This window comes from Pseudomonas sp. P2S-1, assembly GCF_057197725.1.
On the sequence record NZ_CM170068.1, the window covers coordinates 2,317,622 to 2,339,925 of the forward strand.

General features: G+C 61.4%; 18 protein-coding genes, 2 tRNA genes and 2 rRNA genes. 12 read left to right on the forward strand and 10 right to left on the reverse strand.

Annotated elements, in window-relative coordinates; all coding sequences use genetic code 11:
• Nucleotides 1-81 precede the first annotated feature (81 nt).
• The 4 genes from AC2CQI_RS10230 to AC2CQI_RS10245 all read right to left on the reverse strand — a co-directional run bounded on the left by AC2CQI_RS10230 (nt 82) and on the right by AC2CQI_RS10245 (nt 4,996).
• Nucleotides 82-2,972, reverse strand: a 23S ribosomal RNA gene (locus AC2CQI_RS10230).
• A gap of 232 nt (nt 2,973-3,204) precedes the next feature.
• A tRNA-Ala gene (locus AC2CQI_RS10235) sits at nt 3,205-3,280 on the reverse strand.
• Between the two features lie 26 nt (nt 3,281-3,306).
• Nucleotides 3,307-3,383, reverse strand: a tRNA-Ile gene (locus AC2CQI_RS10240).
• Between the two features lie 76 nt (nt 3,384-3,459).
• A 16S ribosomal RNA gene (locus tag AC2CQI_RS10245) occupies nt 3,460-4,996 on the reverse strand.
• Together the 16S and 23S rRNA genes with 2 tRNA genes alongside form the textbook arrangement of a ribosomal RNA operon.
• 606 nt (nt 4,997-5,602) lie before the next feature.
• Here AC2CQI_RS10245 and rhtA point away from each other — a divergent pair.
• Both rhtA and AC2CQI_RS10255 read left to right on the forward strand, forming a co-directional pair.
• On the forward strand, nt 5,603-6,490 hold the full coding sequence (gene rhtA, locus AC2CQI_RS10250; protein WP_484580072.1) for a threonine/homoserine exporter RhtA: 888 nt from the start codon (nt 5,603-5,605) through the stop codon (nt 6,488-6,490).
• 177 nt (nt 6,491-6,667) lie between these two features.
• The gene (locus AC2CQI_RS10255) at nt 6,668-6,949 is read left to right on the forward strand and encodes a hypothetical protein (protein WP_075806895.1); all 282 of its coding nucleotides are present in this window, start codon (nt 6,668-6,670) and stop codon (nt 6,947-6,949) included.
• Between the two features lie 36 nt (nt 6,950-6,985).
• Here AC2CQI_RS10255 and AC2CQI_RS10260 read toward each other — a convergent pair whose 3' ends face one another.
• Complete coding sequence (locus AC2CQI_RS10260; RefSeq protein ID WP_484580073.1) at nt 6,986-8,797, reverse strand: aminopeptidase P family protein; 1,812 nt, start codon at nt 8,795-8,797, stop codon at nt 6,986-6,988.
• A gap of 58 nt (nt 8,798-8,855) precedes the next feature.
• Nucleotides 8,856-10,016 (reverse strand): cysteine desulfurase family protein, encoded by a 1,161-nt coding sequence (locus AC2CQI_RS10265; protein ID WP_484580074.1) that lies wholly within the window; start codon nt 10,014-10,016, stop codon nt 8,856-8,858.
• Between the two features lie 205 nt (nt 10,017-10,221).
• Here AC2CQI_RS10265 and AC2CQI_RS10270 point away from each other — a divergent pair, with 205 nt between their 5' ends.
• Both AC2CQI_RS10270 and AC2CQI_RS10275 read left to right on the forward strand, forming a co-directional pair.
• A complete protein-coding gene (locus AC2CQI_RS10270; protein WP_484580075.1) occupies nt 10,222-11,322 on the forward strand; it encodes a DUF3182 family protein in 1,101 nt (366 codons plus the stop codon).
• The gene (locus tag AC2CQI_RS10275) at nt 11,309-12,079 is read left to right on the forward strand and encodes an alpha/beta hydrolase family protein (protein WP_075806891.1); all 771 of its coding nucleotides are present in this window, start codon (nt 11,309-11,311) and stop codon (nt 12,077-12,079) included. The genes AC2CQI_RS10270 and AC2CQI_RS10275 overlap by 14 nt, the downstream gene beginning before the upstream one ends.
• Nucleotides 12,080-12,161: 82 nt before the next feature.
• Here AC2CQI_RS10275 and AC2CQI_RS10280 read toward each other — a convergent pair whose 3' ends face one another.
• Complete coding sequence (locus AC2CQI_RS10280; RefSeq protein WP_484580076.1) at nt 12,162-13,136, reverse strand: GlxA family transcriptional regulator; 975 nt, start codon at nt 13,134-13,136, stop codon at nt 12,162-12,164.
• 107 nt (nt 13,137-13,243) lie between these two features.
• Between AC2CQI_RS10280 and AC2CQI_RS10285 the strand changes: the two genes are divergently transcribed.
• A complete protein-coding gene (locus tag AC2CQI_RS10285) occupies nt 13,244-13,792 on the forward strand; it encodes a cysteine hydrolase family protein (protein WP_075806889.1) in 549 nt (182 codons plus the stop codon).
• 1 nt (nt 13,793) lies between these two features.
• Here AC2CQI_RS10285 and AC2CQI_RS10290 read toward each other — a convergent pair whose 3' ends face one another.
• Nucleotides 13,794-14,354 carry a helix-turn-helix domain-containing protein gene (locus tag AC2CQI_RS10290; protein ID WP_075806888.1) on the reverse strand — a complete coding sequence of 187 codons (561 nt, stop codon included), beginning with the start codon at nt 14,352-14,354 and terminating at the stop codon, nt 13,794-13,796.
• 88 nt (nt 14,355-14,442) lie between these two features.
• Between AC2CQI_RS10290 and AC2CQI_RS10295 the strand changes: the two genes are divergently transcribed.
• From AC2CQI_RS10295 to AC2CQI_RS10325, 7 genes are all read left to right on the forward strand, one after another.
• Nucleotides 14,443-15,387 carry a DMT family transporter gene (locus AC2CQI_RS10295; RefSeq protein ID WP_484580077.1) on the forward strand — a complete coding sequence of 315 codons (945 nt, stop codon included), beginning with the start codon at nt 14,443-14,445 and terminating at the stop codon, nt 15,385-15,387.
• Nucleotides 15,388-15,533: 146 nt separating this feature from the next.
• Nucleotides 15,534-18,446, forward strand: a complete 2,913-nt coding sequence (locus AC2CQI_RS10300) for a monovalent cation/H+ antiporter subunit A (RefSeq protein ID WP_484580078.1) — start codon at nt 15,534-15,536, stop codon at nt 18,444-18,446.
• Nucleotides 18,446-18,790 (forward strand): Na+/H+ antiporter subunit C, encoded by a 345-nt coding sequence (locus AC2CQI_RS10305; RefSeq protein ID WP_042128349.1) that lies wholly within the window; start codon nt 18,446-18,448, stop codon nt 18,788-18,790. The genes AC2CQI_RS10300 and AC2CQI_RS10305 overlap by 1 nt, the downstream gene beginning before the upstream one ends.
• Nucleotides 18,787-20,469 (forward strand): monovalent cation/H+ antiporter subunit D, encoded by a 1,683-nt coding sequence (locus tag AC2CQI_RS10310; RefSeq protein ID WP_075806885.1) that lies wholly within the window; start codon nt 18,787-18,789, stop codon nt 20,467-20,469. The genes AC2CQI_RS10305 and AC2CQI_RS10310 overlap by 4 nt, the downstream gene beginning before the upstream one ends.
• Entirely contained in the window at nt 20,466-20,954 is a 489-nt protein-coding gene (locus AC2CQI_RS10315; RefSeq protein WP_075806884.1) for a Na+/H+ antiporter subunit E, read from the forward strand. The genes AC2CQI_RS10310 and AC2CQI_RS10315 overlap by 4 nt, the downstream gene beginning before the upstream one ends.
• Nucleotides 20,951-21,229, forward strand: a complete 279-nt coding sequence (locus AC2CQI_RS10320; RefSeq protein WP_075806883.1) for a K+/H+ antiporter subunit F — start codon at nt 20,951-20,953, stop codon at nt 21,227-21,229. Before AC2CQI_RS10315 ends, AC2CQI_RS10320 begins: the two co-directional genes overlap by 4 nt.
• Nucleotides 21,226-21,582 (forward strand): Na+/H+ antiporter subunit G, encoded by a 357-nt coding sequence (locus AC2CQI_RS10325; protein ID WP_075806882.1) that lies wholly within the window; start codon nt 21,226-21,228, stop codon nt 21,580-21,582. The genes AC2CQI_RS10320 and AC2CQI_RS10325 overlap by 4 nt, the downstream gene beginning before the upstream one ends.
• A gap of 6 nt (nt 21,583-21,588) precedes the next feature.
• Here AC2CQI_RS10325 and AC2CQI_RS10330 read toward each other — a convergent pair whose 3' ends face one another.
• On the reverse strand, nt 21,589-21,783 hold the full coding sequence (locus AC2CQI_RS10330; RefSeq protein ID WP_484580079.1) for a hypothetical protein: 195 nt from the start codon (nt 21,781-21,783) through the stop codon (nt 21,589-21,591).
• Complete coding sequence (locus tag AC2CQI_RS10335) at nt 21,780-22,247, reverse strand: hypothetical protein (protein ID WP_484580080.1); 468 nt, start codon at nt 22,245-22,247, stop codon at nt 21,780-21,782. Before AC2CQI_RS10335 ends, AC2CQI_RS10330 begins: the two co-directional genes overlap by 4 nt.
• Nucleotides 22,248-22,304 lie beyond the last annotated feature (57 nt).

Sequence of the window (22,304 nt, forward strand, 5' to 3'; positions counted from 1 at the left end):
ATTTGTGGTTTGCACGAACTTTCGGTTCATTGCGTCTTCACCACCACAATTCGGCTTACGCGCAAATTGCTTGGGTGTTATATGGTCAAGCCTCACGGGCAATTAGTATTGGTTAGCTCAACGCCTCACAGCGCTTACACACCCAACCTATCAACGTCGTAGTCTTCGACGGCCCTTCAGGGAACTCAAGGTTCCAGTGAGATCTCATCTTGAGGCAAGTTTCCCGCTTAGATGCTTTCAGCGGTTATCTCTTCCGAACATAGCTACCCGGCAATGCCACTGGCGTGACAACCGGAACACCAGAGGTTCGTCCACTCCGGTCCTCTCGTACTAGGAGCAGCCCCTCTCAAATCTCAAACGTCCACGGCAGATAGGGACCGAACTGTCTCACGACGTTCTAAACCCAGCTCGCGTACCACTTTAAATGGCGAACAGCCATACCCTTGGGACCGGCTTCAGCCCCAGGATGTGATGAGCCGACATCGAGGTGCCAAACACCGCCGTCGATATGAACTCTTGGGCGGTATCAGCCTGTTATCCCCGGAGTACCTTTTATCCGTTGAGCGATGGCCCTTCCATACAGAACCACCGGATCACTAAGACCTACTTTCGTACCTGCTCGACGTGTCTGTCTCGCAGTCAAGCGCGCTTTTGCCTTTATACTCTACGACCGATTTCCGACCGGTCTGAGCGCACCTTCGTACTCCTCCGTTACTCTTTAGGAGGAGACCGCCCCAGTCAAACTACCCACCATACACTGTCCTCGATCCGGATAACGGACCTGAGTTAGAACCTCAAAGTTGCCAGGGTGGTATTTCAAGGATGGCTCCACGCGAACTGGCGTCCACGCTTCAAAGCCTCCCACCTATCCTACACAAGCAAATTCAAAGTCCAGTGCAAAGCTATAGTAAAGGTTCACGGGGTCTTTCCGTCTAGCCGCGGATACACTGCATCTTCACAGCGATTTCAATTTCACTGAGTCTCGGGTGGAGACAGCGCCGCCATCGTTACGCCATTCGTGCAGGTCGGAACTTACCCGACAAGGAATTTCGCTACCTTAGGACCGTTATAGTTACGGCCGCCGTTTACCGGGGCTTCGATCAAGAGCTTCGCGTTAGCTAACCCCATCAATTAACCTTCCGGCACCGGGCAGGCGTCACACCCTATACGTCCACTTTCGTGTTTGCAGAGTGCTGTGTTTTTAATAAACAGTCGCAGCGGCCTGGTATCTTCGACCGGCATGGGCTTACGGAGCAAGTCCTTCACCCTCGCCGGCGCACCTTCTCCCGAAGTTACGGTGCCATTTTGCCTAGTTCCTTCACCCGAGTTCTCTCAAGCGCCTTGGTATTCTCTACCCAACCACCTGTGTCGGTTTGGGGTACGGTTCCCGGTTATCTGAAGCTTAGAAGCTTTTCTTGGAAGCATGGCATCAACCACTTCGTCGCCTAAAGGCAACTCGTCATCAGCTCTCGGCCTTGAGATCCCGGATTTACCTAAGATCCCAGCCTACCACCTTAAACTTGGACAACCAACGCCAAGCTGGCCTAGCCTTCTCCGTCCCTCCATCGCAATAACCGGAAGTACAGGAATATTAACCTGTTTTCCATCGACTACGCTTTTCAGCCTCGCCTTAGGGACCGACTAACCCTGCGTCGATTAACGTTGCGCAGGAAACCTTGGTCTTTCGGCGTGGGAGTTTTTCACTCCCATTGTCGTTACTCATGTCAGCATTCGCACTTCTGATACCTCCAGCAAGCTTCTCAACTCACCTTCACAGGCTTACAGAACGCTCCTCTACCGCATCACCTAAGTGATACCCGTAGCTTCGGTGCATGGTTTGAGCCCCGTTACATCTTCCGCGCAGGCCGACTCGACTAGTGAGCTATTACGCTTTCTTTAAAGGGTGGCTGCTTCTAAGCCAACCTCCTAGCTGTCTAAGCCTTCCCACATCGTTTCCCACTTAACCATGACTTTGGGACCTTAGCTGACGGTCTGGGTTGTTTCCCTTTTCACGACGGACGTTAGCACCCGCCGTGTGTCTCCCATGCTCGGCACTTCCAGGTATTCGGAGTTTGCATCGGTTTGGTAAGTCGGGATGACCCCCTAGCCGAAACAGTGCTCTACCCCCTGGAGTGATACATGAGGCGCTACCTAAATAGCTTTCGAGGAGAACCAGCTATCTCCGAGCTTGATTAGCCTTTCACTCCGATCCACAGGTCATCCGCTAACTTTTCAACGGTAGTCGGTTCGGTCCTCCAGTCAGTGTTACCTAACCTTCAACCTGCCCATGGATAGATCGCCCGGTTTCGGGTCTATACCCAGCGACTAAACGCCCTATTAAGACTCGCTTTCGCTACGCCTCCCCTATTCGGTTAAGCTCGCCACTGAATATAAGTCGCTGACCCATTATACAAAAGGTACGCAGTCACCTAACAAAGTAGGCTCCCACTGCTTGTACGCATACGGTTTCAGGTTCTATTTCACTCCCCTCTCCGGGGTTCTTTTCGCCTTTCCCTCACGGTACTGGTTCACTATCGGTCAGTCAGTAGTATTTAGCCTTGGAGGATGGTCCCCCCATATTCAGACAAAGTTTCTCGTGCTCCGTCCTACTCGATTTCATTGACAAGAGATTTTCGTGTACGGGGCTATCACCCACTATGGCGGCACTTTCCAGAGCCTTCCACTAATCTCAAATCAACTTAAGGGCTAGTCCCCGTTCGCTCGCCACTACTAAGGGAATCTCGGTTGATTTCTTTTCCTCAGGGTACTTAGATGTTTCAGTTCCCCTGGTTCGCCTCTTGCACCTATGTATTCAGTGCAAGATACTCAGCTTGTGCTGAGTGGGTTCCCCCATTCAGAGATCTCTGGATCACAGTCTGTTTGCCGACTCCCCAAAGCTTATCGCAGGCTACCACGTCTTTCATCGCCTCTGACTGCCAAGGCATCCACCGTATGCGCTTCTTCACTTGACCATATAACCCCAAGCAATCTGGTTATACTGTGAAGACGACATTCGCCGAAAATTCATGACAAAAACTCACAAATTTTACCTTAGCCTGAATCAACACCAGTGAAAGTGTCGTTCAGTCTATTTCTATCACATACCCAAATTTTTAAAGAACGGACCAGTCAACAAAGACTAGAAATCAACATTCGACGCGAATGCTCATTTCTAAGCTTTAATCAGGATTATCAAGCAGATTATGGTGGAGCCAAGCGGGATCGAACCGCTGACCTCCTGCGTGCAAGGCAGGCGCTCTCCCAGCTGAGCTATGGCCCCAGACTGAGGCTAACGTGTAACTTAATTGGTGGGTCTGGGCAGATTCGAACTGCCGACCTCACCCTTATCAGGGGTGCGCTCTAACCAACTGAGCTACAGACCCAATAAGCTGCTTTCCGTCTTCTTCAATGAATCAAGCAATTCGTGTGGGAGCTCATGATACGGCTGATGTCGTCGATTAAGGAGGTGATCCAGCCGCAGGTTCCCCTACGGCTACCTTGTTACGACTTCACCCCAGTCATGAATCACACCGTGGTAACCGTCCTCCCGAAGGTTAGACTAGCTACTTCTGGTGCAACCCACTCCCATGGTGTGACGGGCGGTGTGTACAAGGCCCGGGAACGTATTCACCGCGACATTCTGATTCGCGATTACTAGCGATTCCGACTTCACGCAGTCGAGTTGCAGACTGCGATCCGGACTACGATCGGTTTTGTGAGATTAGCTCCACCTCGCGGCTTGGCAACCCTCTGTACCGACCATTGTAGCACGTGTGTAGCCCAGGCCGTAAGGGCCATGATGACTTGACGTCATCCCCACCTTCCTCCGGTTTGTCACCGGCAGTCTCCTTAGAGTGCCCACCATAACGTGCTGGTAACTAAGGACAAGGGTTGCGCTCGTTACGGGACTTAACCCAACATCTCACGACACGAGCTGACGACAGCCATGCAGCACCTGTGTCAGAGTTCCCGAAGGCACCAATCCATCTCTGGAAAGTTCTCTGCATGTCAAGGCCTGGTAAGGTTCTTCGCGTTGCTTCGAATTAAACCACATGCTCCACCGCTTGTGCGGGCCCCCGTCAATTCATTTGAGTTTTAACCTTGCGGCCGTACTCCCCAGGCGGTCAACTTAATGCGTTAGCTGCGCCACTAAAATCTCAAGGATTCCAACGGCTAGTTGACATCGTTTACGGCGTGGACTACCAGGGTATCTAATCCTGTTTGCTCCCCACGCTTTCGCACCTCAGTGTCAGTATGAGCCCAGGTGGTCGCCTTCGCCACTGGTGTTCCTTCCTATATCTACGCATTTCACCGCTACACAGGAAATTCCACCACCCTCTGCCCTACTCTAGCTCGCCAGTTTTGGATGCAGTTCCCAGGTTGAGCCCGGGGCTTTCACATTCAACTTAACGAACCACCTACGCGCGCTTTACGCCCAGTAATTCCGATTAACGCTTGCACCCTCTGTATTACCGCGGCTGCTGGCACAGAGTTAGCCGGTGCTTATTCTGTCGGTAACGTCAAAACAGCAAGGTATTCGCTTACTGCCCTTCCTCCCAACTTAAAGTGCTTTACAATCCGAAGACCTTCTTCACACACGCGGCATGGCTGGATCAGGCTTTCGCCCATTGTCCAATATTCCCCACTGCTGCCTCCCGTAGGAGTCTGGACCGTGTCTCAGTTCCAGTGTGACTGATCATCCTCTCAGACCAGTTACGGATCGTCGCCTTGGTGAGCCATTACCTCACCAACTAGCTAATCCGACCTAGGCTCATCTGATAGCGCAAGGCCCGAAGGTCCCCTGCTTTCTCCCGTAGGACGTATGCGGTATTAGCGTTCCTTTCGAAACGTTGTCCCCCACTACCAGGCAGATTCCTAGGCATTACTCACCCGTCCGCCGCTAACTCGAAGAGCAAGCTCTTCTCATCCGCTCGACTTGCATGTGTTAGGCCTGCCGCCAGCGTTCAATCTGAGCCATGATCAAACTCTTCAGTTCAATACTGCTTGGGTTTTGAGAAAACCCTAAACTTGGCTCAGCAATCTCAAAATGAACTATTTCGATTTCTCGCATAGTCACTTGTGATGCTGATAATCTTTCTGACTATCAGTCCATTATCACAAGCACCCACACGAATTGCTTGATTCAGTTGTTAAAGAGCGGTGGCTGAAGTCTTTCGCTTCAACCGAGGCGCGCATTCTACGCTTTCCTCAGGGCCTGTCAAGCGTTTATTTTGAAGTCTTTCAGAATTTCTCTTTGAACTTCAACCACTTGACTCGCTGCGATCTCTCGTTAGCGGGAGGCGAATTCTACAGCGTTACAACCTGCTGTCAACCACCTTTTTCAACCGCTTTCGGAGAAGACCGAAACACCTCCTACACTCTCCAGAACATCTAACTCGTTGAATCTCAAGGAGTTTTCCGTTCCGACTGCGCCGGAAGTGGGGCGAATTATAGAGAAACCAAATGAGGCGTCAAGCATTAATTTGAAATACAGGTCAGAAAAGAAAACTGCGCACTATATTGCCCAATCACACAGGCGTTTAGCATCATAGGCACCCGGTACGAATCTTCGCACCTTCTATATAAGGAACGCCCAGCCTCGATGAACACCCAGACCCGCAGCCTCGCCGCCACGCTGTTCCCTGTCGGCGTGCTGCTTATTGCCATGGCCTCGATCCAGTCCGGGGCGTCGCTGGCCAAAAGCCTGTTTCCCCTGGTTGGCCCTGAAGGCACCACCACCCTGCGCTTGCTGTTCGCCAGCGTGATCATGCTGTTGTTGCTCCGCCCATGGCGGGCCAAGCTGAGCGCGAGCGCCCTGAAGAGCGTGATCATCTATGGCGCCGCCCTCGGCGGGATGAACTTCCTCTTCTATATGTCGCTGCAGACGGTCCCGCTGGGTATCGCCGTCGCTCTCGAATTCACCGGCCCCTTGGCCGTCGCGCTCTACGCCTCGCGCCGCGCGGTGGACTTTCTCTGGATCGGCCTGGCGGTGGTCGGCCTGTTGCTGTTGATTCCTATCAGCGAAACCGGTGCCAGTCTTGACCTGAAGGGCGCCAGCTTTGCCCTGGGTGCCGGTGTCTGCTGGGCGCTGTACATTCTTTATGGACAGAAGGCCGGCGCCGAGAACGGTATCCAGACTGCAGCCCTGGGCGTTGTCATCGCTGCGCTGTTCGTGGCGCCGATCGGCATCGTCCAGGCCGGCAGCGCACTGCTCAACCCGGCCCTGATTCCCGTCGCCCTCGGCGTGGCGATCCTCTCCACCGCACTGCCCTACAGCCTGGAAATGGTCGCGCTGACCCGCTTGCCGGCACGCACCTTCGGCACACTGATGAGCATCGAGCCCGCCATCGGTGCAATGTGTGGCCTGATATTCCTCAACGAGGTACTGAGCCTTGCCCAATGGCTGGCCATCGGCGCGATCATCACCGCGTCGGTTGGGGCCACCTTGTCCTTGCGCAAGGACAGCCCGCCGCCAATAGCAGCAGACTGATTGAGAAATACTTTCATTTAAATCGTGCTTAATGATTGTGCGGGTCGAGCCAGCCTGTTTAACTGTGTCCCGTGTTTTATTTTGAATTTTCCACCCAACGCAAGGACGAACAAGCATCAGGACGATGCAACGGGCACTAAAAACGGGCACAGACCCGCGCAAGCGTTAAGGACAGGAATGAAACGAATTTTGCTCATCCTAGCTATCCTGGCAGTCGCCGGTTGTGCCGCGACCGCCAAGGACCAGGTCAAGCGCGGCAAGAAGGGGCTGCACATCAACTGCTCCGGCCTCTCCTCTTCCTGGAACAAGTGCTACAGCAAGGCGGAAACCTCCTGCGGGACGAAGGGCTATAAAGTCATTGCCAAATCCGGCGACAACGACGAAGAGCCGGGCGACTATCCGTTCGGTATCAACCCGGCCGGCTATACCAGCCGCAGCATGATCGTCATCTGCAAATAGGAAAGGGCAACCGGCGGGTTGCCCTTCTCGTTTTCGTCAGCTGATTGCGCGGGTTCTTTCAACCAGCCATTCCAGGGCCGCGCCCTCCAGCAGTGGCTCCAGACGCCGACGCACCTCGGCGTGATAGGCATCCAGCCACGCCGCATCCTCACTGCCAAGCAGCTCGACCAGCAGGCAACGGGTGTCGATCGGGCATAGCGTCAAGGTTTCGAACTCGAGGAAATCACCGAACGCACTCTTGCCCGAATCCCGGTTGATCACCAGGTTCTCGATACGCACGCCCCACTGACCCGGCCTGTAGGTGCCGGGCTCGATGGAGGTAATCATCCCGGCCTGCATCGCGCTGTGAGGCGTAACGGCGGCCTGGTAGGCGATGCTTTGCGGCCCTTCGTGGACGTTCATGAAGTAACCAACGCCATGGCCGGTGCCGTGTCCGTAATCCACCTGCTCCGACCAGAGCGGCGCACGCGCGATGGCATCGAGCAGGGGCGAAGGAATGCCCCGGGGAAACTTCGCTCGCGACAGCGCGATCATGCCCTTGAGCACCCGGGTGCAATCCCGTTTCTGTTCACGACTCGGTGTGCCGATCGGCACCATGCGAGTGATGTCCGTGGTCCCTCCCAGATACTGCCCGCCGGAGTCGATCAGCAGCAGGCCATCGCCTTCGATGTTCGAGTACGACGCAGGCGTAGCGTGGTAGTGCGGCATTGCGCCGTTGGCATTGAACGCCGCGATGGTGGCGAAGCTCAGGCAGACGAAGTCCGGACGGCGCGCCCGCGCAGCCGTCAGTTGCACGTCGACATCGACCTCGCTCACCACTTCGCATCCCTGGGTAGCCTCGAACCACGCAAAGAACTCGCACAGCGCGGCGCCATCCTGCTCCATGGTCCGTCGGATATGCGCCAGATCGGCATCACTCTTGCGCGATTTGGCCAGGGTCGTGGGATTGATGCCCTCCACCAACCGCACACCCTCGCGCAAATGGGCCAGCAAGCCACTGGTGACCTTGGCCGGATCCAGCAGCACGCCACTGCCGGCGGCTATTGCACCGAGCCCGGCGGCAACCGCGTTGTAGTCACGCAATTCGACACCGTCGGCAGCCAGCACCTGGCGCAGTGGCGCATCCACCTTGCTTTCGGCCACGAACAGCAGCGCCGCCTCCTGGCTGACCAGGGCAAAGGACACGAACACCGGGTTGAAGGACACATCGCTGCCACGAAGATTGAACAGCCAGGCGATGTCATCGAGCGTGGCGAGGAAATGCCAATCGGCGCCACGTTCGGCAAGTGCCAGGCGCAGTGAGGCCAGTTTCTCGCGCCGCCCCAGCGAGGCATGTGGCGGCAAATGCGCGTATACCGGATTGCTCGGCAGTGCCGGACGCTCCGGCCAGATCTGCGTGAGGAGGTCCCTGTCCAGCGCCAGGCGCACATTGCGCGCCTGCAGACGCTCCTGCAGTTGCCGCGTCGAGGCCAGGGCCATGACCGCACCATCCACCGCCACGGTGCCGTTGGCGGGGGTATTGTCCGCCAGCCATTCCAGCGGCCCCGGTCGCCCGGGCTGCAGCTTGACCAGTTCGATCCCGCTGCCTGCCAGTTCCTGGGTCGCTTGCTCCCAATACCGGCTATCGGCCCACAGTCCGGCGAAATCGGCGGTGAGCACCAGGGTGCCGACCGACCCCTGGAATCCGGAAAGCCACTTGCGCCCCTGCCAGTAACCGGGCAGGTATTCGGAAAGATGGGGATCAGCGGAAGGCACCAGCAGTGCATCGACCCCTTCGTTGCGCATCACCTGGCGCATCTGCGCCACGCGTGTCCTGATCGCCTCCTGCGTTGTCGGTTGACTGTTCATGCTTGCTCCTTTCATCACCACGGCCTTGTCTTTCAGGCCGCTGATAATGGAGCAGGCTTCAGCCCCGGGCAACACCCCAGAAGGGTGCGGGATGCAGCGCTGCATGGAGGGAGGCGACCGCCTGATCAACGTCCGACACGCGGGTGAAACGCCCCAGGCTGAGGCGGATGGTCCGCCCTGCCAGATGGGCATCATGCCCCAGCGCCAACAGGACATGGGATGGTGCCGAGCTCCCGGAATTGCACGCTGACGTGGAAGAAAACGCCAGGGTCCGGGCCAGTTCGGAAAGGTCCGGGGCATCGCCGCTGAAGGTCAGGCTGAGGGTGTGTGGAATGGACTGCTCGAGGCTGCCGTTTACCACAAGCCCGGAAACTCCCCGCAATTTTGTAAGAAGCCGCTCACGTAAACATCGGATGCGATCCAGCTCTTCTTGCTGGACTTCAGCCGCCAGGGCGAACGCGGCGCCCATGGCCGCGATCTGGTGGGTCGCCAGGGTTCCGGAGCGCAACCCGCCCTCATGACCACCGCCATGAATCTGCGCCTGCAGCAGCGGTCGCGCCCGCTCGCCCACGTACAGCGCGCCAATGCCCTTCGGCCCGTAGACCTTGTGCGCGGAAAACGAGGCCAGGTCCACCGCCCAGTGCGCCAGATCGATGTCCAGTTTGCCAGCCGCCTGGGCGGCATCGACATGCAGCAATGCACCCTGCCCGCGCACGATCTCGCCAATGCGCCGGACATCGTTGACGGTGCCCAGCTCGTTGTTCACCAGCATCAGGGAAACCAGGAAAGTATCCGGACGCAGGACCTCGGCCACCGCCTCAGGGGTGATCAGCCCGCGGGCATCCGGGGCCAGGTAGGTGACCGCGAAACCGCTGCCCTGCAACTGTCGCGCGGTATCCAGCACGGCCTTGTGCTCGATCTGGCTGGTGATGATGTGACCACCGCGGCGTCCCTGGGCCACTCCCTTGAGGGCAAGGTTGTTCGACTCGGTCGCCCCGGATGTCCACACCACTTGCCCGGGCCGTGCGCCGACCAGCGCCGCTACCTGGGCACGCGCCAACTCCACCGCCTCGCGGGCCTGCTGGCCGTAGCGATGGGAACTGGAGGCCGGGTTGCCAAAGGTGCCGGCCGTACCCAGGCACTTGACCATCACCTCGATGACACGCTCGTCGACAGGCGTCGTGGCGGCATAGTCGAAATACAGCGGCAGATTTTCCATGGTTCAAGGCTCTCTGGCAGTTGTCGCCCCGGAAAGCAGCACGCCCTCCGAATCCTGAACCTGATAGTGCCGCAAAACGACATAGAACCAATAATTATCAATTTTCATATTTATATAACCTATATTTACTTTGCGAAACCGCCAGTGAACTTCCCGGCCTTCCAGCGCTTCAGAACAGATAACCCTGCTGATGGAGCATCCGCCCATGCCCCGCCGCACCGACCGCAAGCACGGCGTGCTGTTGCTCGATACCCGGGACAGCACGCCCGAACATGAACGTGCCGTGCATCGCAAGCTGGCCGAGCACCTCGCCGCCCTGCTCCATACCGAGGTGATCGCTTCACCCACGGACGACGACGATCCGTATTACCTGCCGACCTCGACCCTGGTCGATCCCCGGCTGCAACAGCAGTTGGGCATCCGCTCGGTCGAAGACTTCTTCGGCGGCCTGGTACCCCATCCCTACATGGCGACCAAGGCCATCTCCCATCCGCTGCCCGCCGGCGCGCAATTTCCCAACGGCTGGACCGACGCGTTCGCCCGGCATGCCAGTGCTGCCCTGCTCAAGGGCTACACCGTGTTCAGCATCGCCGATGCCCGGAGCGCCGCCGCGTTGTTGTTGCGCGATGGTCCGCTGCGGCTCAAGCCGGTGCGGGCCACCGCCGGGCGCGGGCAGAAGGTGATCAGCAGCGCGGCCGAACTGGACAGTGAATTGGATCAGCTGGACAGCAACGAACTGGCCATCTGGGGCCTGGTGCTCGAAGAAAACCTCACGGACGTGGAGACCTTCAGTGTCGGCCAGGCCCTGGTCGCGGGGATCACCTGCAGTTACTACGGCGTGCAGCACTGCACCCGGGACCACCAGGGCGAGTCGGTCTACGGCGGCTCCGACCTGGTGCTGGTGCGCGGTGATTACGATCAATTGCTGCAACTCGATCTGGAAGATCCCTTGCGCCTGGCCATCACCCAGGCGCGAACCTACGAGGACGCCGCCATCGCCAGCTTTCCCGGCTTCCTCGCCTCCCGGCGCAACTATGACGTGGCGCGCGGAATGACCGCCGCCGGACACCTGCGCAGTGGCGTGCTCGAGCAATCCTGGCGCATCGGCGGCGCCAGCAGCGCCGAACTCCTGGCCCTGCGCGCCTTCGCCGGGGACCCGGCGCTGCGACGTGTCCGCGCCTCCACCCACGAAGTGTTCGGCGACGCTGCACTGCCCGCCGACGCCACCCTTTTCTACCAGGGGGACGACCGTGAAGTCGGACGAATCTGCAAATACGCGAGGATCCGCGACTATGACCATCCATAGCGAAAGCCTCGACATTCTGGTCGACGGCGAAAGCATCGCCGGCACGCTGCTCAGCCCCAGTCCCAAGGTGCCCGGGATTCTGTTCGTGCATGGCTGGGGCGGCAGCCAGCAGCGCGACCTGGCCCGGGCCAAGCACATCACCGGGTTGGGCTGCGTGTGCATGACCTTCGACCTGCGCGGCCATGAAAAGACCGAAAGCCAGCGGCGCAGCGTGACCCGCGAGCAGAACCTCGCCGACCTGCTGGCCGCCTACGACAAGCTGGTGGGGCATCCGGCGGTGGATACCAGCTCGATCGCCGTGATCGGCAGCAGCTACGGCGGCTATCTCGCCACCCTGCTGACCCGTCAGCGGCCAGTGAAGTGGCTGGCACTGCGGGTCCCGGCACTGTACTGGGACGATGAATGGAGCCTGCCCAAACAGGCGCTGGACCGCCAGCGCCTGTCACAGTACCGCTTGATGACCCTCGGCCCCGGCGACAACCGGGCCCTGGCCGCTTGCGCGGAATTCGCCGGGGATGTGCTGCTGGTGGAGTCGGAGACGGATGACTATGTGCCCCACACGACGCTGATGAGTTATCGCTCGGCGTTCGTCTGTGCCCACTCGCTGACCCACCGGATCGTCGACGGGGCGGATCATGCGTTGTCCAGTGACCGCAGCCAGAAAGCCTACAGTGCGTTGCTGACGGCGTGGGTCAGCGAGATGGTGATCGGGGCGCGGCTGGATCGGTATCCGCATCATTCGCCCTGGTACTCCTGATTCAGGGTTGATGTGTTCTGATGGCCTCATCGCCGGCAATGCCGGCTCCCACAGGATTATGTGCAGGCCCGAGAGAACGACATCATGCTTGCCCGGTCACCTGCCGCCGGTAGTCACTCGGCGCCAGCCCGGTCACCTTGTGGAATACCTTGCGAAACGCACCCGGGTCCTGATAGCCAACGCCCCAGGCGATCTGGTCGATGCTGCGGCGGGTGAACTCCAGCATCCGGCACGCCCGCCCTACCCGCACCTGCTGGCAATACTCGGTCGGCTTCAATCCGGTGGCACTGCGAAACCGTCGCAGGAAGGTGCGTTCCTCCAGCCCGGCGCATTCAGCCATCAGCGCCACGCTCACCTCCCGCGCCCCGGTGCTCTGCAACCAGTGCTGCACCTTGAGCACCGCTTCATCGCCATGGTCCAGGCGCGGACTGAAACTGCTGCCCGCCGGTTTTACCTGCACCGGCTCGACTGCAAGAAAGCGCGCCGTCTCGGTCGCCAGGGTCTGCCCGAGAAAACGCTCTACCAGCTTCAGCCCCACCTCGGTCCAAGCCATCAAGCCGGCGCTGGTCATGACATCGCCGTCCTCGAGCAGCGGCAGGTTGGCCTCGACCCGCACCTGCGGAAAGCGTTCGGCCAGGGATTGGGCGAAATTCCAGTGGGTGGTCGCCGAACGCCCGTCCAGCACACCGCTGGCGGCGATGAAGAACACCCCGACACACACCGACACCAGCATGGCCCCGTCGCCATGCCAGGTGCACAACTGCTGGCGATAGCGTTCCAGCAATTCGGCCGTCGGCTCCTGGGTCAGGCTCGGCGGAACGATCATCACCCGTGGCTGATAGCTGGCCAGGCCATGACTGTCCTGAGTCACCGCCAATACACCCTGCGGGTCTTCCTGCCAGTGACAGACCCGCAGCGGCGCCCGCTGCGCCAGGCCAAGGTCGGCAGCCAGGCGATTGGCCACGCTGAACAGGTCGGTCAGCCCGCACACCGCCGCCATCTGTGCCCCGGGATAGACCAGGATGCCGATCTCGATGATTTCGCCGTCACGGCTCATTGTCAGTTTTTCCCGTCAATTTGTCGGTCGCGCCAATCCGCAGCCGCGCCAGGCAAGCCTATAACTATCAGCCACAACGTCACCACTCTCCGAAATGAGGAAACCGCATGAGCACAAAGGCCCTGGTCATCATCGATATCCAGAACGACTACTTCCCCGGCGGCAAATGGACCCTGGTCAATGCCGACGCCGCAGCCGACAACGCGGCAAAGGCCCTGGCCGCCGCACGGGCGCGGGGCGACCTGGTGATCCACGTCAAGCATGAGTTCGAGTCCGCCGAGGCGCCCTTCTTCGCGCCCGGCTCGCAAGGTGCGCAGATCCATTCGAAACTGGCACCCCGGGACAACGAAGCGGTCGTGCTCAAGCACAAGGTCAACGCCTTCCTCGACACCCCGCTGCTCAGCCTGCTGGAACAACAGCGGGTCAGCGAACTGACAGTGGTCGGCAGCATGAGTCATATGTGCATCGACGCCGCCGTGCGGGCCGCCGCCGACCTCGGCTACACGGTCAAGGTCCTGCACGATGCCTGTGCCACCCGCGACCTGGAATTCAACGGCGTGAACGTACCGGCCGCCCAGGCCCACGCGGCGTACATGGCCTCGCTGGCGTTCGCCTATGCCCAGGTCATTTCCACCGAAGAATGGCTGGCCGCCTGAGTCAGATCACCACGTTGCGCACGAAGCGCGTGGCCACTGCGCCATCGTTGCGATAACCATGGGTGCGGTTGCTGGCATAGGTGAAGAATTCGCCGGCGGCCAGCACCCGCGCTTCGCCATCGATCAGCAGGGTCAGGCTGCCCTCGAAGACGAACACCTGCTCGCTGAAGCCCTCCGGGTCGGCATTGGTCTTATAGAACTCGCCGGGCTCCAGGCGCCACTCCCACAACTCCACCTCGCGCCGTGCCGGGCTGCTGGCCAGCAACACCGCCTTGCTGCCGGGGTGCTCACCGGCCCAGGCCAGTTCGTTGATACGACTCGAATCACGATTGTCCGGGGCCTTGATCAGGTCGCTGAAGGCCACGCCCAGGGCTTCGGCAATCAGGTCGAGGGTCGACAGGCTGACATTCTTTTCCCCCGCTTCGATCGCCACCAGCATCCGCCGGCTGACCCCGGAGCTCTCTGCCAGGGCACTTTGGCTCAGGCCCGCATCGTTGCGCAGGCGCCGCACGTTCTGGCTGACATGCTGGAGCACCGGGGCGCGATTGGAATCTTTATCCACTGAAGTACTCACCGACGATAATTTGCGCAGTATACTGCCCACTTTTGCCGCGCGCATTGTGCGGCGCCCTCACTTCCGTGTGCAAGCCATGACTACCGATAGCTCCGCCCGTCCTCCCGTCACTTTCCGCCTGAGCAAGGCGGAACTGGTGCTGGTGTTCATCACCATGCTCTGGGGAGGCACCTTCCTGATCGTGCACAAGGTGATGACCGTCAGCGGCCCGATGTTCTTCGTCGGCCTGCGCTTCGCCGCCGCCGCATTCTTCGTCGGACTCTTCTGCTTTCGCTCACTGCCGGGTCTGACCCTGCGCGAACTCAAGGCCGGGGTGCTGATCGGCGTCTCGATCATGCTCGGCTACGGCTTGCAAACCGTGGGCCTGCAAACCATCAGCAGCAGCCAGTCGGCCTTCATCACCGCGCTCTACGTGCCCTTCGTGCCGATCCTGCAATGGCTGGTGCTGGGCCGTCGCCCCGGCCTGATGCCGAGCATCGGTATCGCCCTGGCCTTCACCGGCCTGATGCTGCTGGCCGGCCCCAGCGGTGGCGCGGTGCATTTCAGCCCTGGGGAAATTGCCACCCTGATCAGCGCCGTGGCAATCGCCGCGGAGATCATCCTGATCGGCAACTATGCCGGCAGCGTGGATGTGCGGCGGGTCACCGTGGTGCAACTGGCCACCGCCTCGGCCCTGTCGTTCATGCTGGTGGTGCCGACCCAGGAACGCCTGCCGGACTTCTCCTGGCTGCTGCTCGGCGCCGCCATTGGCCTGGGGGCCATGAGCGCGGTGATCCAGGTCGCGATGAACTGGGCGCAGAAGTCGGTTTCGCCAACCCGCGCTACGCTGATCTACGCGGGTGAACCGGTCTGGGCCGGGATTGTCGGACGTATCGCCGGTGAGCGTTTGCCTGGCGTGGCCCTGCTGGGCGGTTTGCTGATCGTGATCGCGGTGATCGTCAGCGAACTGAAGTTCGCACGCAAGGAAGAAAAGCCGGTGGCAAGTCCCGCCGACGAGAAGGAAGCTGATACCGGACTGTAGGGAAACAGCGCGCTCGTCTTGCGGAAACTGTTATAAGAAAAAAGCTTTTTCTTACAATTCTTGTAGGGTCATGTCACAGCTTGGCGGTTGGTGATCACCGGACCGGCACGTATGATTCCCTGCAAATTTCCGCAGATTAGATATCTATGTCCTTGATAGTTCTACTGCTTCTGCCATTCGTCGGGAGCTGTGTGGCCGGTTTGCTGCCGCACAACGCACGCAACTCGGAGTCGCTGCTGGCCGGCATCGTTGCCCTGATCGGCACGGTGCAGGTGGCCATGCTGTATCCGCAGATTGCCGATGGCGGGGTGATCCGCGAGGAGATCCTCTGGCTGCCGAGCATGGGACTCAACATCATCCTGCGCATGGACGGCTTCGCCTGGCTGTTCTCCCTCCTGGTGCTGGGCATCGGTACCCTGGTGTCGCTGTACGCGCGCTACTACATGTCGCCGCAGGACCCGGTGCCGCGCTTCTTCGCCTTCTTCCTGGCCTTCATGGGCGCGATGCTCGGGCTGGTGATCTCCGGCAACCTGATCCAGATCGTGTTCTTCTGGGAACTGACCAGCCTGTTCTCCTTCCTGCTGATCGGCTACTGGCACCATCGCGCCGACGCCCGCCGTGGCGCCTACATGGCGCTGATGGTGACCGGAGCCGGTGGCCTGTGCCTGCTGGCGGGGGTGATCCTGCTCGGCCATGTGGTCGGCAGCTACGACCTGGACAAGGTCCTGGCTGCCGGCGATGTCATCCGTGGCCACGCCCTGTATCCCGTCCTCCTGCCCCTGATCCTGCTCGGCGCGCTGACCAAGAGCGCGCAATTCCCCTTCCACTTCTGGTTGCCCCATGCGATGGCGGCGCCCACTCCGGTTTCGGCCTACCTGCACTCGGCGACCATGGTCAAGGCCGGGGTGTTCCTGCTGGCGCGCTTCTGGCCGGTGCTCTCCGGCACCGAGGAGTGGTTCTGGATCGTCGGCGGCGCCGGCGCCTGCACCCTGCTGCTCGGCGCCTACGCGGCGATGTTCCAGAACGACCTCAAGGGCCTGCTGGCCTACTCCACCATCAGCCACCTGGGCCTGATCACCCTGCTGCTCGGCCTGAACAGCCCGCTGGCCGCCGTGGCGGCGGTGTTCCATATCCTCAACCACGCCACCTTCAAGGCTTCGCTGTTCATGGCGGCGGGGATCATCGACCACGAAAGCGGCACCCGTGACATCCGCAGGCTCAGCGGATTGTTCCGCCTGATCCCGTTCACCGCGACCCTGGCCATGGTGGCCAGTGCGTCCATGGCCGGGGTGCCATTGATGAACGGCTTCCTGTCCAAGGAGATGTTCTTCGCCGAAACCGTATTCATCAGTTCCACCGCCTGGGTCGAGGCGGCCCTGCCGGTGATCGCCACCCTGGCCGGGACCTTCAGCGTCGCCTATGCCCTGCGCTTTACCGTGGACGTGTTCTTCGGCCCGACCGCCACCGACCTGCCGCACACCCCGCACGAACCGCCACGCTGGATGCGTGCGCCGGTCGAACTGCTGGTGCTGACCTGCCTGGTAGTAGGGATCTTCCCGGCGCAGTCGGTCGGCCCGCTGCTGGCCGCCGCCGCCCTGCCGGTGGTCGGCGGTGAGCTGCCGGAATACAGCCTGGCGGTCTGGCACGGCTGGAACGCGCCGTTGATCATGAGCCTGATCGCCATGTGCGGCGGCATTCTCCTGTACCTGGCGCTGCGCAAGCAGTTCCAGCACGGTCGGTTCAGCTATCCACCGGTGATCGAGCGCTTCAACGGCAAGCGCCTGTTCGAGCGTGGCCAGGTAATCCTGATGCGCACGGCGCGGACCATCGAGCGAATCTTCACCACCCGCCGTCTGCAGAAGCAGTTGTTCATGCTGGTCCTCGCTGCGCTGGTCGCCGGCATGCTGCCACTGCTGGCCCACGGCCTGAGCTGGGGCAACCGCCCGAAGATCCCGGGCTCCGGGGTGTTCGTGATGCTTTGGGTGATCGCCATTGCCTGCGCCATCGGCGCTGCCTGGCAAGCCAAGTACCACCGTCTCGCGGCACTGATCATGGTCGGCGTCTGCGGCCTGATGACCTGCATCACCTTCGTCTGGTTCTCCGCCCCGGACCTGGCCCTGACCCAACTGGTGGTGGAAGTGGTCACCACGGTGCTGATCCTCCTCGGCCTGCGCTGGCTGCCACGGCGGATCGAAGGTGTCTCGCCGCTGGCCGGCTCCCAGGAGCGGGCGCGTCTGCGCCGCTTGCGCGACCTGGTCCTGGCGGTCGGGGTGGGTGGCGGCATGGCGGTGCTGTCCTACGCCATGCTGACCCGGCCGACACCCAACTTCATCTCGTCCTTCTACCTGAGCCGCGCCCTGCCGGAAGGCGGCGGAACCAACGTGGTCAACGTGATGCTGGTGGACTTCCGCGGCTTCGATACCCTCGGCGAAATCACCGTGCTGGTGGCCGTGGCCCTGGCGGTGTTCGCCCTGCTGCGGCGCTTCCGTCCGCCGCGCGAGAGCATCCAGTTGCCGGCGCAGCAGCGCTCGCTGGCCCCGGACATGGTCACCGACCTGGTCAACCCGCGCCACGCCGAGGACACCGCCCTGGGCTTCATGATGGTCCCGGCCGTGCTCGCCCGCCTGGTGCTGCCGATGGCCATGCTGGTGTCGATGTACCTGTTCATGCGCGGGCACAACCAGCCGGGCGGCGGTTTCGTCGCCGGGCTGGTGATGTCGGTGGCGTTCATCCTCCAGTACATGGTTGCCGGGACCCAGTGGGTCGAGGCGCAGATGAGCCTGCGGCCGCTGCGCTGGATGGGCACCGGGCTGCTCTGCGCGACCCTGACCGGGGTCGGCGCGCTGCTCTTCGGTTATCCGTTCCTCACCACCCACACCGCGCACCTGCACTTGCCGCTGCTGGGTGACCTGCATGTCGCCAGCGCGCTGTTCTTCGATATCGGCGTGTTCACCGTGGTGGTCGGCTCGACCCTGCTGATCCTCACCGCCCTCGCCCACCAGTCGGTGCGTGCGCACCGCCCACAACCGAAATCCACCACCGCAGAGGGAGCCGCCTGATGGAAGAAGTCATCGCGATCGCCATCGGCGTTCTCGCCGCCTCCGGGGTCTGGCTGATCCTCCGGCCACGGACCTACCAGGTGATCATGGGCCTGTGCCTGCTGTCCTACGGGGTCAACCTGTTCATCTTCAGCATGGGCAGCCTGTTCATCGGCAAGGAGCCGATCATCAAGGACGGCGTGCCCCAGGACCTTCTCAACTACACCGACCCGCTGCCCCAGGCCCTGGTCCTCACGGCCATCGTCATCAGCTTCGCCATGACCGCACTGTTCCTCGTGGTGCTGCTGGCCTCGCGCGGTTTCACCGGCACCGACCACGTTGACGGACGGGAGCCCCAGGAATGAGCGGGATGCAACAACTGATCGTCGCACCGATCCTCCTGCCGTTGCTGACCGCGGCCCTGCTGCTGTTGCTCGGGGAAAAGCGCCGGCCGCTGAAGGCACGGATCAACCTGCTCTCGACCCTCACCGGGCTGGGCATTGCCATCACCCTGCTGCTGTGGGTCAAGGACCAGGGCCAGGCCACCTCCATCGGCGTCTACCTGCCGGGCAACTGGGCGGCGCCGTTCGGCATCGTCCTGGTGCTCGACCGCCTGTCCGCGCTGATGCTGGTACTGACCGGCATCGTCGGCACCAGCGCCCTGCTCTTCGCCCTGGCCCGCTGGGACCGCGCCGGCGCCAGCTTCCATGCGCTGTTCCAGATCCAGTTGATGGGCCTGTACGGCGCTTTCCTCACCGGCGACCTGTTCAACCTGTTCGTGTTCTTCGAGGTGTTGCTGGCGGCGTCCTACGGCCTGCTGCTGCACGGCTCGGGCCGCTCGCGGGTCAAGGCCGGCCTGCATTACATCGCCATCAACCTGTTCGCCTCGTCGCTGTTCCTGATTGGCGCGGCCATGCTCTATGGCGTGACCGGCACCCTGAACATGGCCGACCTGGCGATGAAGATTCCGCTGGTGCCCGAGGCCGATCGCGGCCTGCTGCACGCCGGTGCGGCGATCCTGGCCATCGCCTTCCTGGCCAAGGCGGGCATCTGGCCGCTGAACTTCTGGCTGGTCCCGGCCTACTCCTCGGCCAGCGCGCCGGTGGCGGCGCTGTTCGCGATCATGACCAAGGTCGGTTTCTATACCGTGCTGCGCCTGTGGACCTTGCTGTTCTCCGGGCAGGCCGGGGCCTCGGCATTCTTCGGCGGGCAGTGGCTGGTGTACGGTGGACTCGCCACGCTGGCCTGCGCGGCGGTGTCGATCCTCGCCGCGCAGCGCCTGGAGCGCATGGCCAGCCTGAGCATCCTGGTCTCCGCCGGGACCCTGCTGGCGGCCATCGGCTTCGGCCAGACGCCACTGACCTCGGCGGCGCTGTTCTACATGGTCAGCTCGACCCTGGCCCTGTGTGCGCTGTTCCTCCTCGCCGAGCTGATCGAGCGTTCGCGTTCGGCCAACGAGCTGCCGCTGGACGAGGATGCCGACGCGCTGCCCTCGCCACTGGAATCACTGCAGCCGCCCAAGGGCATCAACCTCGATGACGAACAGAAGGCCGTGGTCGGGCAGATCATTCCCTGGACCATGGCCTTCCTCGGTTTCAGCTTCATCGCCTGCGCCCTGCTGATCATCGGCATGCCGCCGCTGTCGGGCTTCGTCGGCAAGTTCAGCCTGATCACCGCGCTGTTCAATCCGCTGGGCATGGGCGTGCCCGCCGAAGCGCCGTTGTCGGCCAGCGGCTGGGCCCTTCTGGCGCTGCTGGTGCTTTCCGGTATGGCCTCGCTGATCGCCCTGGTACGCCTGGGCGTGCAGCGCTTCTGGAAACCCGAGGAGCGCCCGTCACCACTGCTGCGGATGTATGAATGCGTGCCGATCGTGGCCCTGCTCAGTCTCTGCGTGGTCCTCAGCCTGTGGGCCGAGCCGCTGATGCGCTACACCCAGGACACCGCCGCCAGCCTCAAGGACCCGGGCGTCTACATCGAAGCGGTGCTGGGCACCCGGCCGATTCCCGGCCCGACCACCCTGGAAAGCGCGCAGGTGCAACCATGAAGCGACTATTGCCAGCGCCGTTGCTCTCCCTGGCCCTGTTCGTCCTGTGGCTGGTGCTCAACCTGTCGATCAGCCCGGGCAATATCATCCTCGGCCTGCTGCTGGGCATTCTCGCGCCATTACTGATGCAGCCGTTGCGCCCGCTGAGCGCGCATATCCGCAACCCGAAGGCGGTGATCCGCCTGATCCTGCGGGTCGGCCTGGATGTGCTGGTGTCCAACCTGGAGGTGTTCCGCAGTGTCTGGCGCATGGGCCGCAAGCCGCCGCGCTCGCGCTTCGTGCACATTCCCCTGGACCTGCGCGACGCCCACGGCCTGGCCGCGCTGTCGATGATCACCACGGTGATCCCCGGCACGGTGTGGTCGGAACTGGCCCTGGATCGCAGCGTGCTGTTGCTGCATGTGTTCGACCTGGACGACGAAGCGAGCTTCATCGAGCACTTCAAGCACACCTATGAACGCCCGTTGATGGAGATCTTCGAATGACCGGCCTGCTCGCCAACGCGATTGTCGCCAGCCTGTTCATCTTCACCATCGCCATGGCCCTGACCCTGGTCCGCGTGTTCCGCGGACCCTCGGCCCAGGACCGGGTGCTGGCCCTGGACTACCTGTACATGCTGGGGATGCTGATGATGCTGGTGCTGGGCATCCGCTACGCCAGCGACACCTATTTCGAGGGCGCGCTGCTGATCGCCCTGTTCGGCTTCGTCGGCTCGTTCGCCCTGGCCAAGTTCCTTCTGCGCGGCGAGGTGATCGAATGACCGCTCCGGTATTGCCGTTCTGGCTGGAAATCGTCGTCGCGGCGCTGATCCTGACCAGCAGCCTGTTCGCCCTCACCGGGGCCATCGGCATCCTGCGCCTGAAGGACTTTTTCCAGCGCATGCACCCGCCGGCCCTGGCCTCGACCCTCGGCGCCTGGTGCGTGGCGCTGGCCTCGATCCTGTACTTCTCGGGCTTGAAGGAAACACCGGTGCTGCATGCCTGGCTGATTCCGATCCTGCTGTCGATCACCGTACCGGTGACCACCCTGCTGCTGGCCCGCACCGCGCTGTTCCGCAAGCGCATGGCTGGCGATGACGTGCCGGGCGAGGTCAGCAGTCGCGAGCAGGACTGAACAGCGTCATTGCCCTTCGGTAAGGCGCTGCAGCTCGCGCCTGACCATGGCCGCGTACTCCGCGGGCTCGAGCTGATAAAGCTGGCCCGCGACCCAGGCCAACCACTGTCCCTGCAATTCATCACGCCGCGCCAGCCACTGCCGCGCCTGTTCTTCGGCGCGGGCCTGGTGGCGTTCATGGAACTCGCGGCGACCGCTCACTCGCTGGCCTTGAACGTCAGCTCGCCCTTGCGCCATTTCGCGACCTTGGCCGTAGCGGCCTTGAGGGTCTTGGACAGGCCTTCGCTGATGCGCTCTTGCGTGGCGAACACCATCATCACCGCGCGACCTTCACGAAACACGATGCCTTCGCCTTCCGGGGTGCTGACGAAGGCGTACTCGCCCAGGCCGTAGATGGTCTGCTTGATGTCGCGGAAACGGATTTCGAACTTGCCGCCTTCACGGCTCGGCAGGACGGCCGCACGGAAGTGGTCGCCGACTTTCAATTCCAGGCGCTGCTTGTCATCCACCACCAGCACATCCGCCGTCTCGACTTCAGCCATGTAAAGACCGTCGGGGCTTTGCTCGGTGATGTACACGAACGGCGCCTGGAACTGCTTGACCAGTTTGCCGCGAAGATCGCCCAGCACGAACAGGGCGTGCATATCCAGATTGCTGACTGCCAAATGAAAATTCCTCAAAACGGGATCACACTGACGCCCGTGACGAAAATGTCCCACGGG

Coding starts and splice junctions, on each gene's coding strand:
- AC2CQI_RS10310 (WP_075806885.1), top strand. CDS start 18,787: ATGAGCGGGATGCAACAACTGATCGTCGCACCGATCCTCCTGCCGTTG.
- AC2CQI_RS10300 (WP_484580078.1), top strand. CDS start 15,534: ATGTCCTTGATAGTTCTACTGCTTCTGCCATTCGTCGGGAGCTGTGTG.
- AC2CQI_RS10255 (WP_075806895.1), top strand. CDS start 6,668: ATGAAACGAATTTTGCTCATCCTAGCTATCCTGGCAGTCGCCGGTTGT.
- AC2CQI_RS10315 (WP_075806884.1), top strand. CDS start 20,466: ATGAAGCGACTATTGCCAGCGCCGTTGCTCTCCCTGGCCCTGTTCGTC.
- AC2CQI_RS10270 (WP_484580075.1), top strand. CDS start 10,222: ATGCCCCGCCGCACCGACCGCAAGCACGGCGTGCTGTTGCTCGATACC.
- AC2CQI_RS10325 (WP_075806882.1), top strand. CDS start 21,226: ATGACCGCTCCGGTATTGCCGTTCTGGCTGGAAATCGTCGTCGCGGCG.
- AC2CQI_RS10275 (WP_075806891.1), top strand. CDS start 11,309: ATGACCATCCATAGCGAAAGCCTCGACATTCTGGTCGACGGCGAAAGC.
- AC2CQI_RS10305 (WP_042128349.1), top strand. CDS start 18,446: ATGGAAGAAGTCATCGCGATCGCCATCGGCGTTCTCGCCGCCTCCGGG.
- AC2CQI_RS10260 (WP_484580073.1), bottom strand. CDS start 8,797: ATGAACAGTCAACCGACAACGCAGGAGGCGATCAGGACACGCGTGGCG.
- AC2CQI_RS10320 (WP_075806883.1), top strand. CDS start 20,951: ATGACCGGCCTGCTCGCCAACGCGATTGTCGCCAGCCTGTTCATCTTC.
- AC2CQI_RS10265 (WP_484580074.1), bottom strand. CDS start 10,016: ATGGAAAATCTGCCGCTGTATTTCGACTATGCCGCCACGACGCCTGTC.
- AC2CQI_RS10295 (WP_484580077.1), top strand. CDS start 14,443: ATGACTACCGATAGCTCCGCCCGTCCTCCCGTCACTTTCCGCCTGAGC.
- AC2CQI_RS10280 (WP_484580076.1), bottom strand. CDS start 13,136: ATGAGCCGTGACGGCGAAATCATCGAGATCGGCATCCTGGTCTATCCC.
- rhtA (WP_484580072.1), top strand. CDS start 5,603: ATGAACACCCAGACCCGCAGCCTCGCCGCCACGCTGTTCCCTGTCGGC.
- AC2CQI_RS10285 (WP_075806889.1), top strand. CDS start 13,244: ATGAGCACAAAGGCCCTGGTCATCATCGATATCCAGAACGACTACTTC.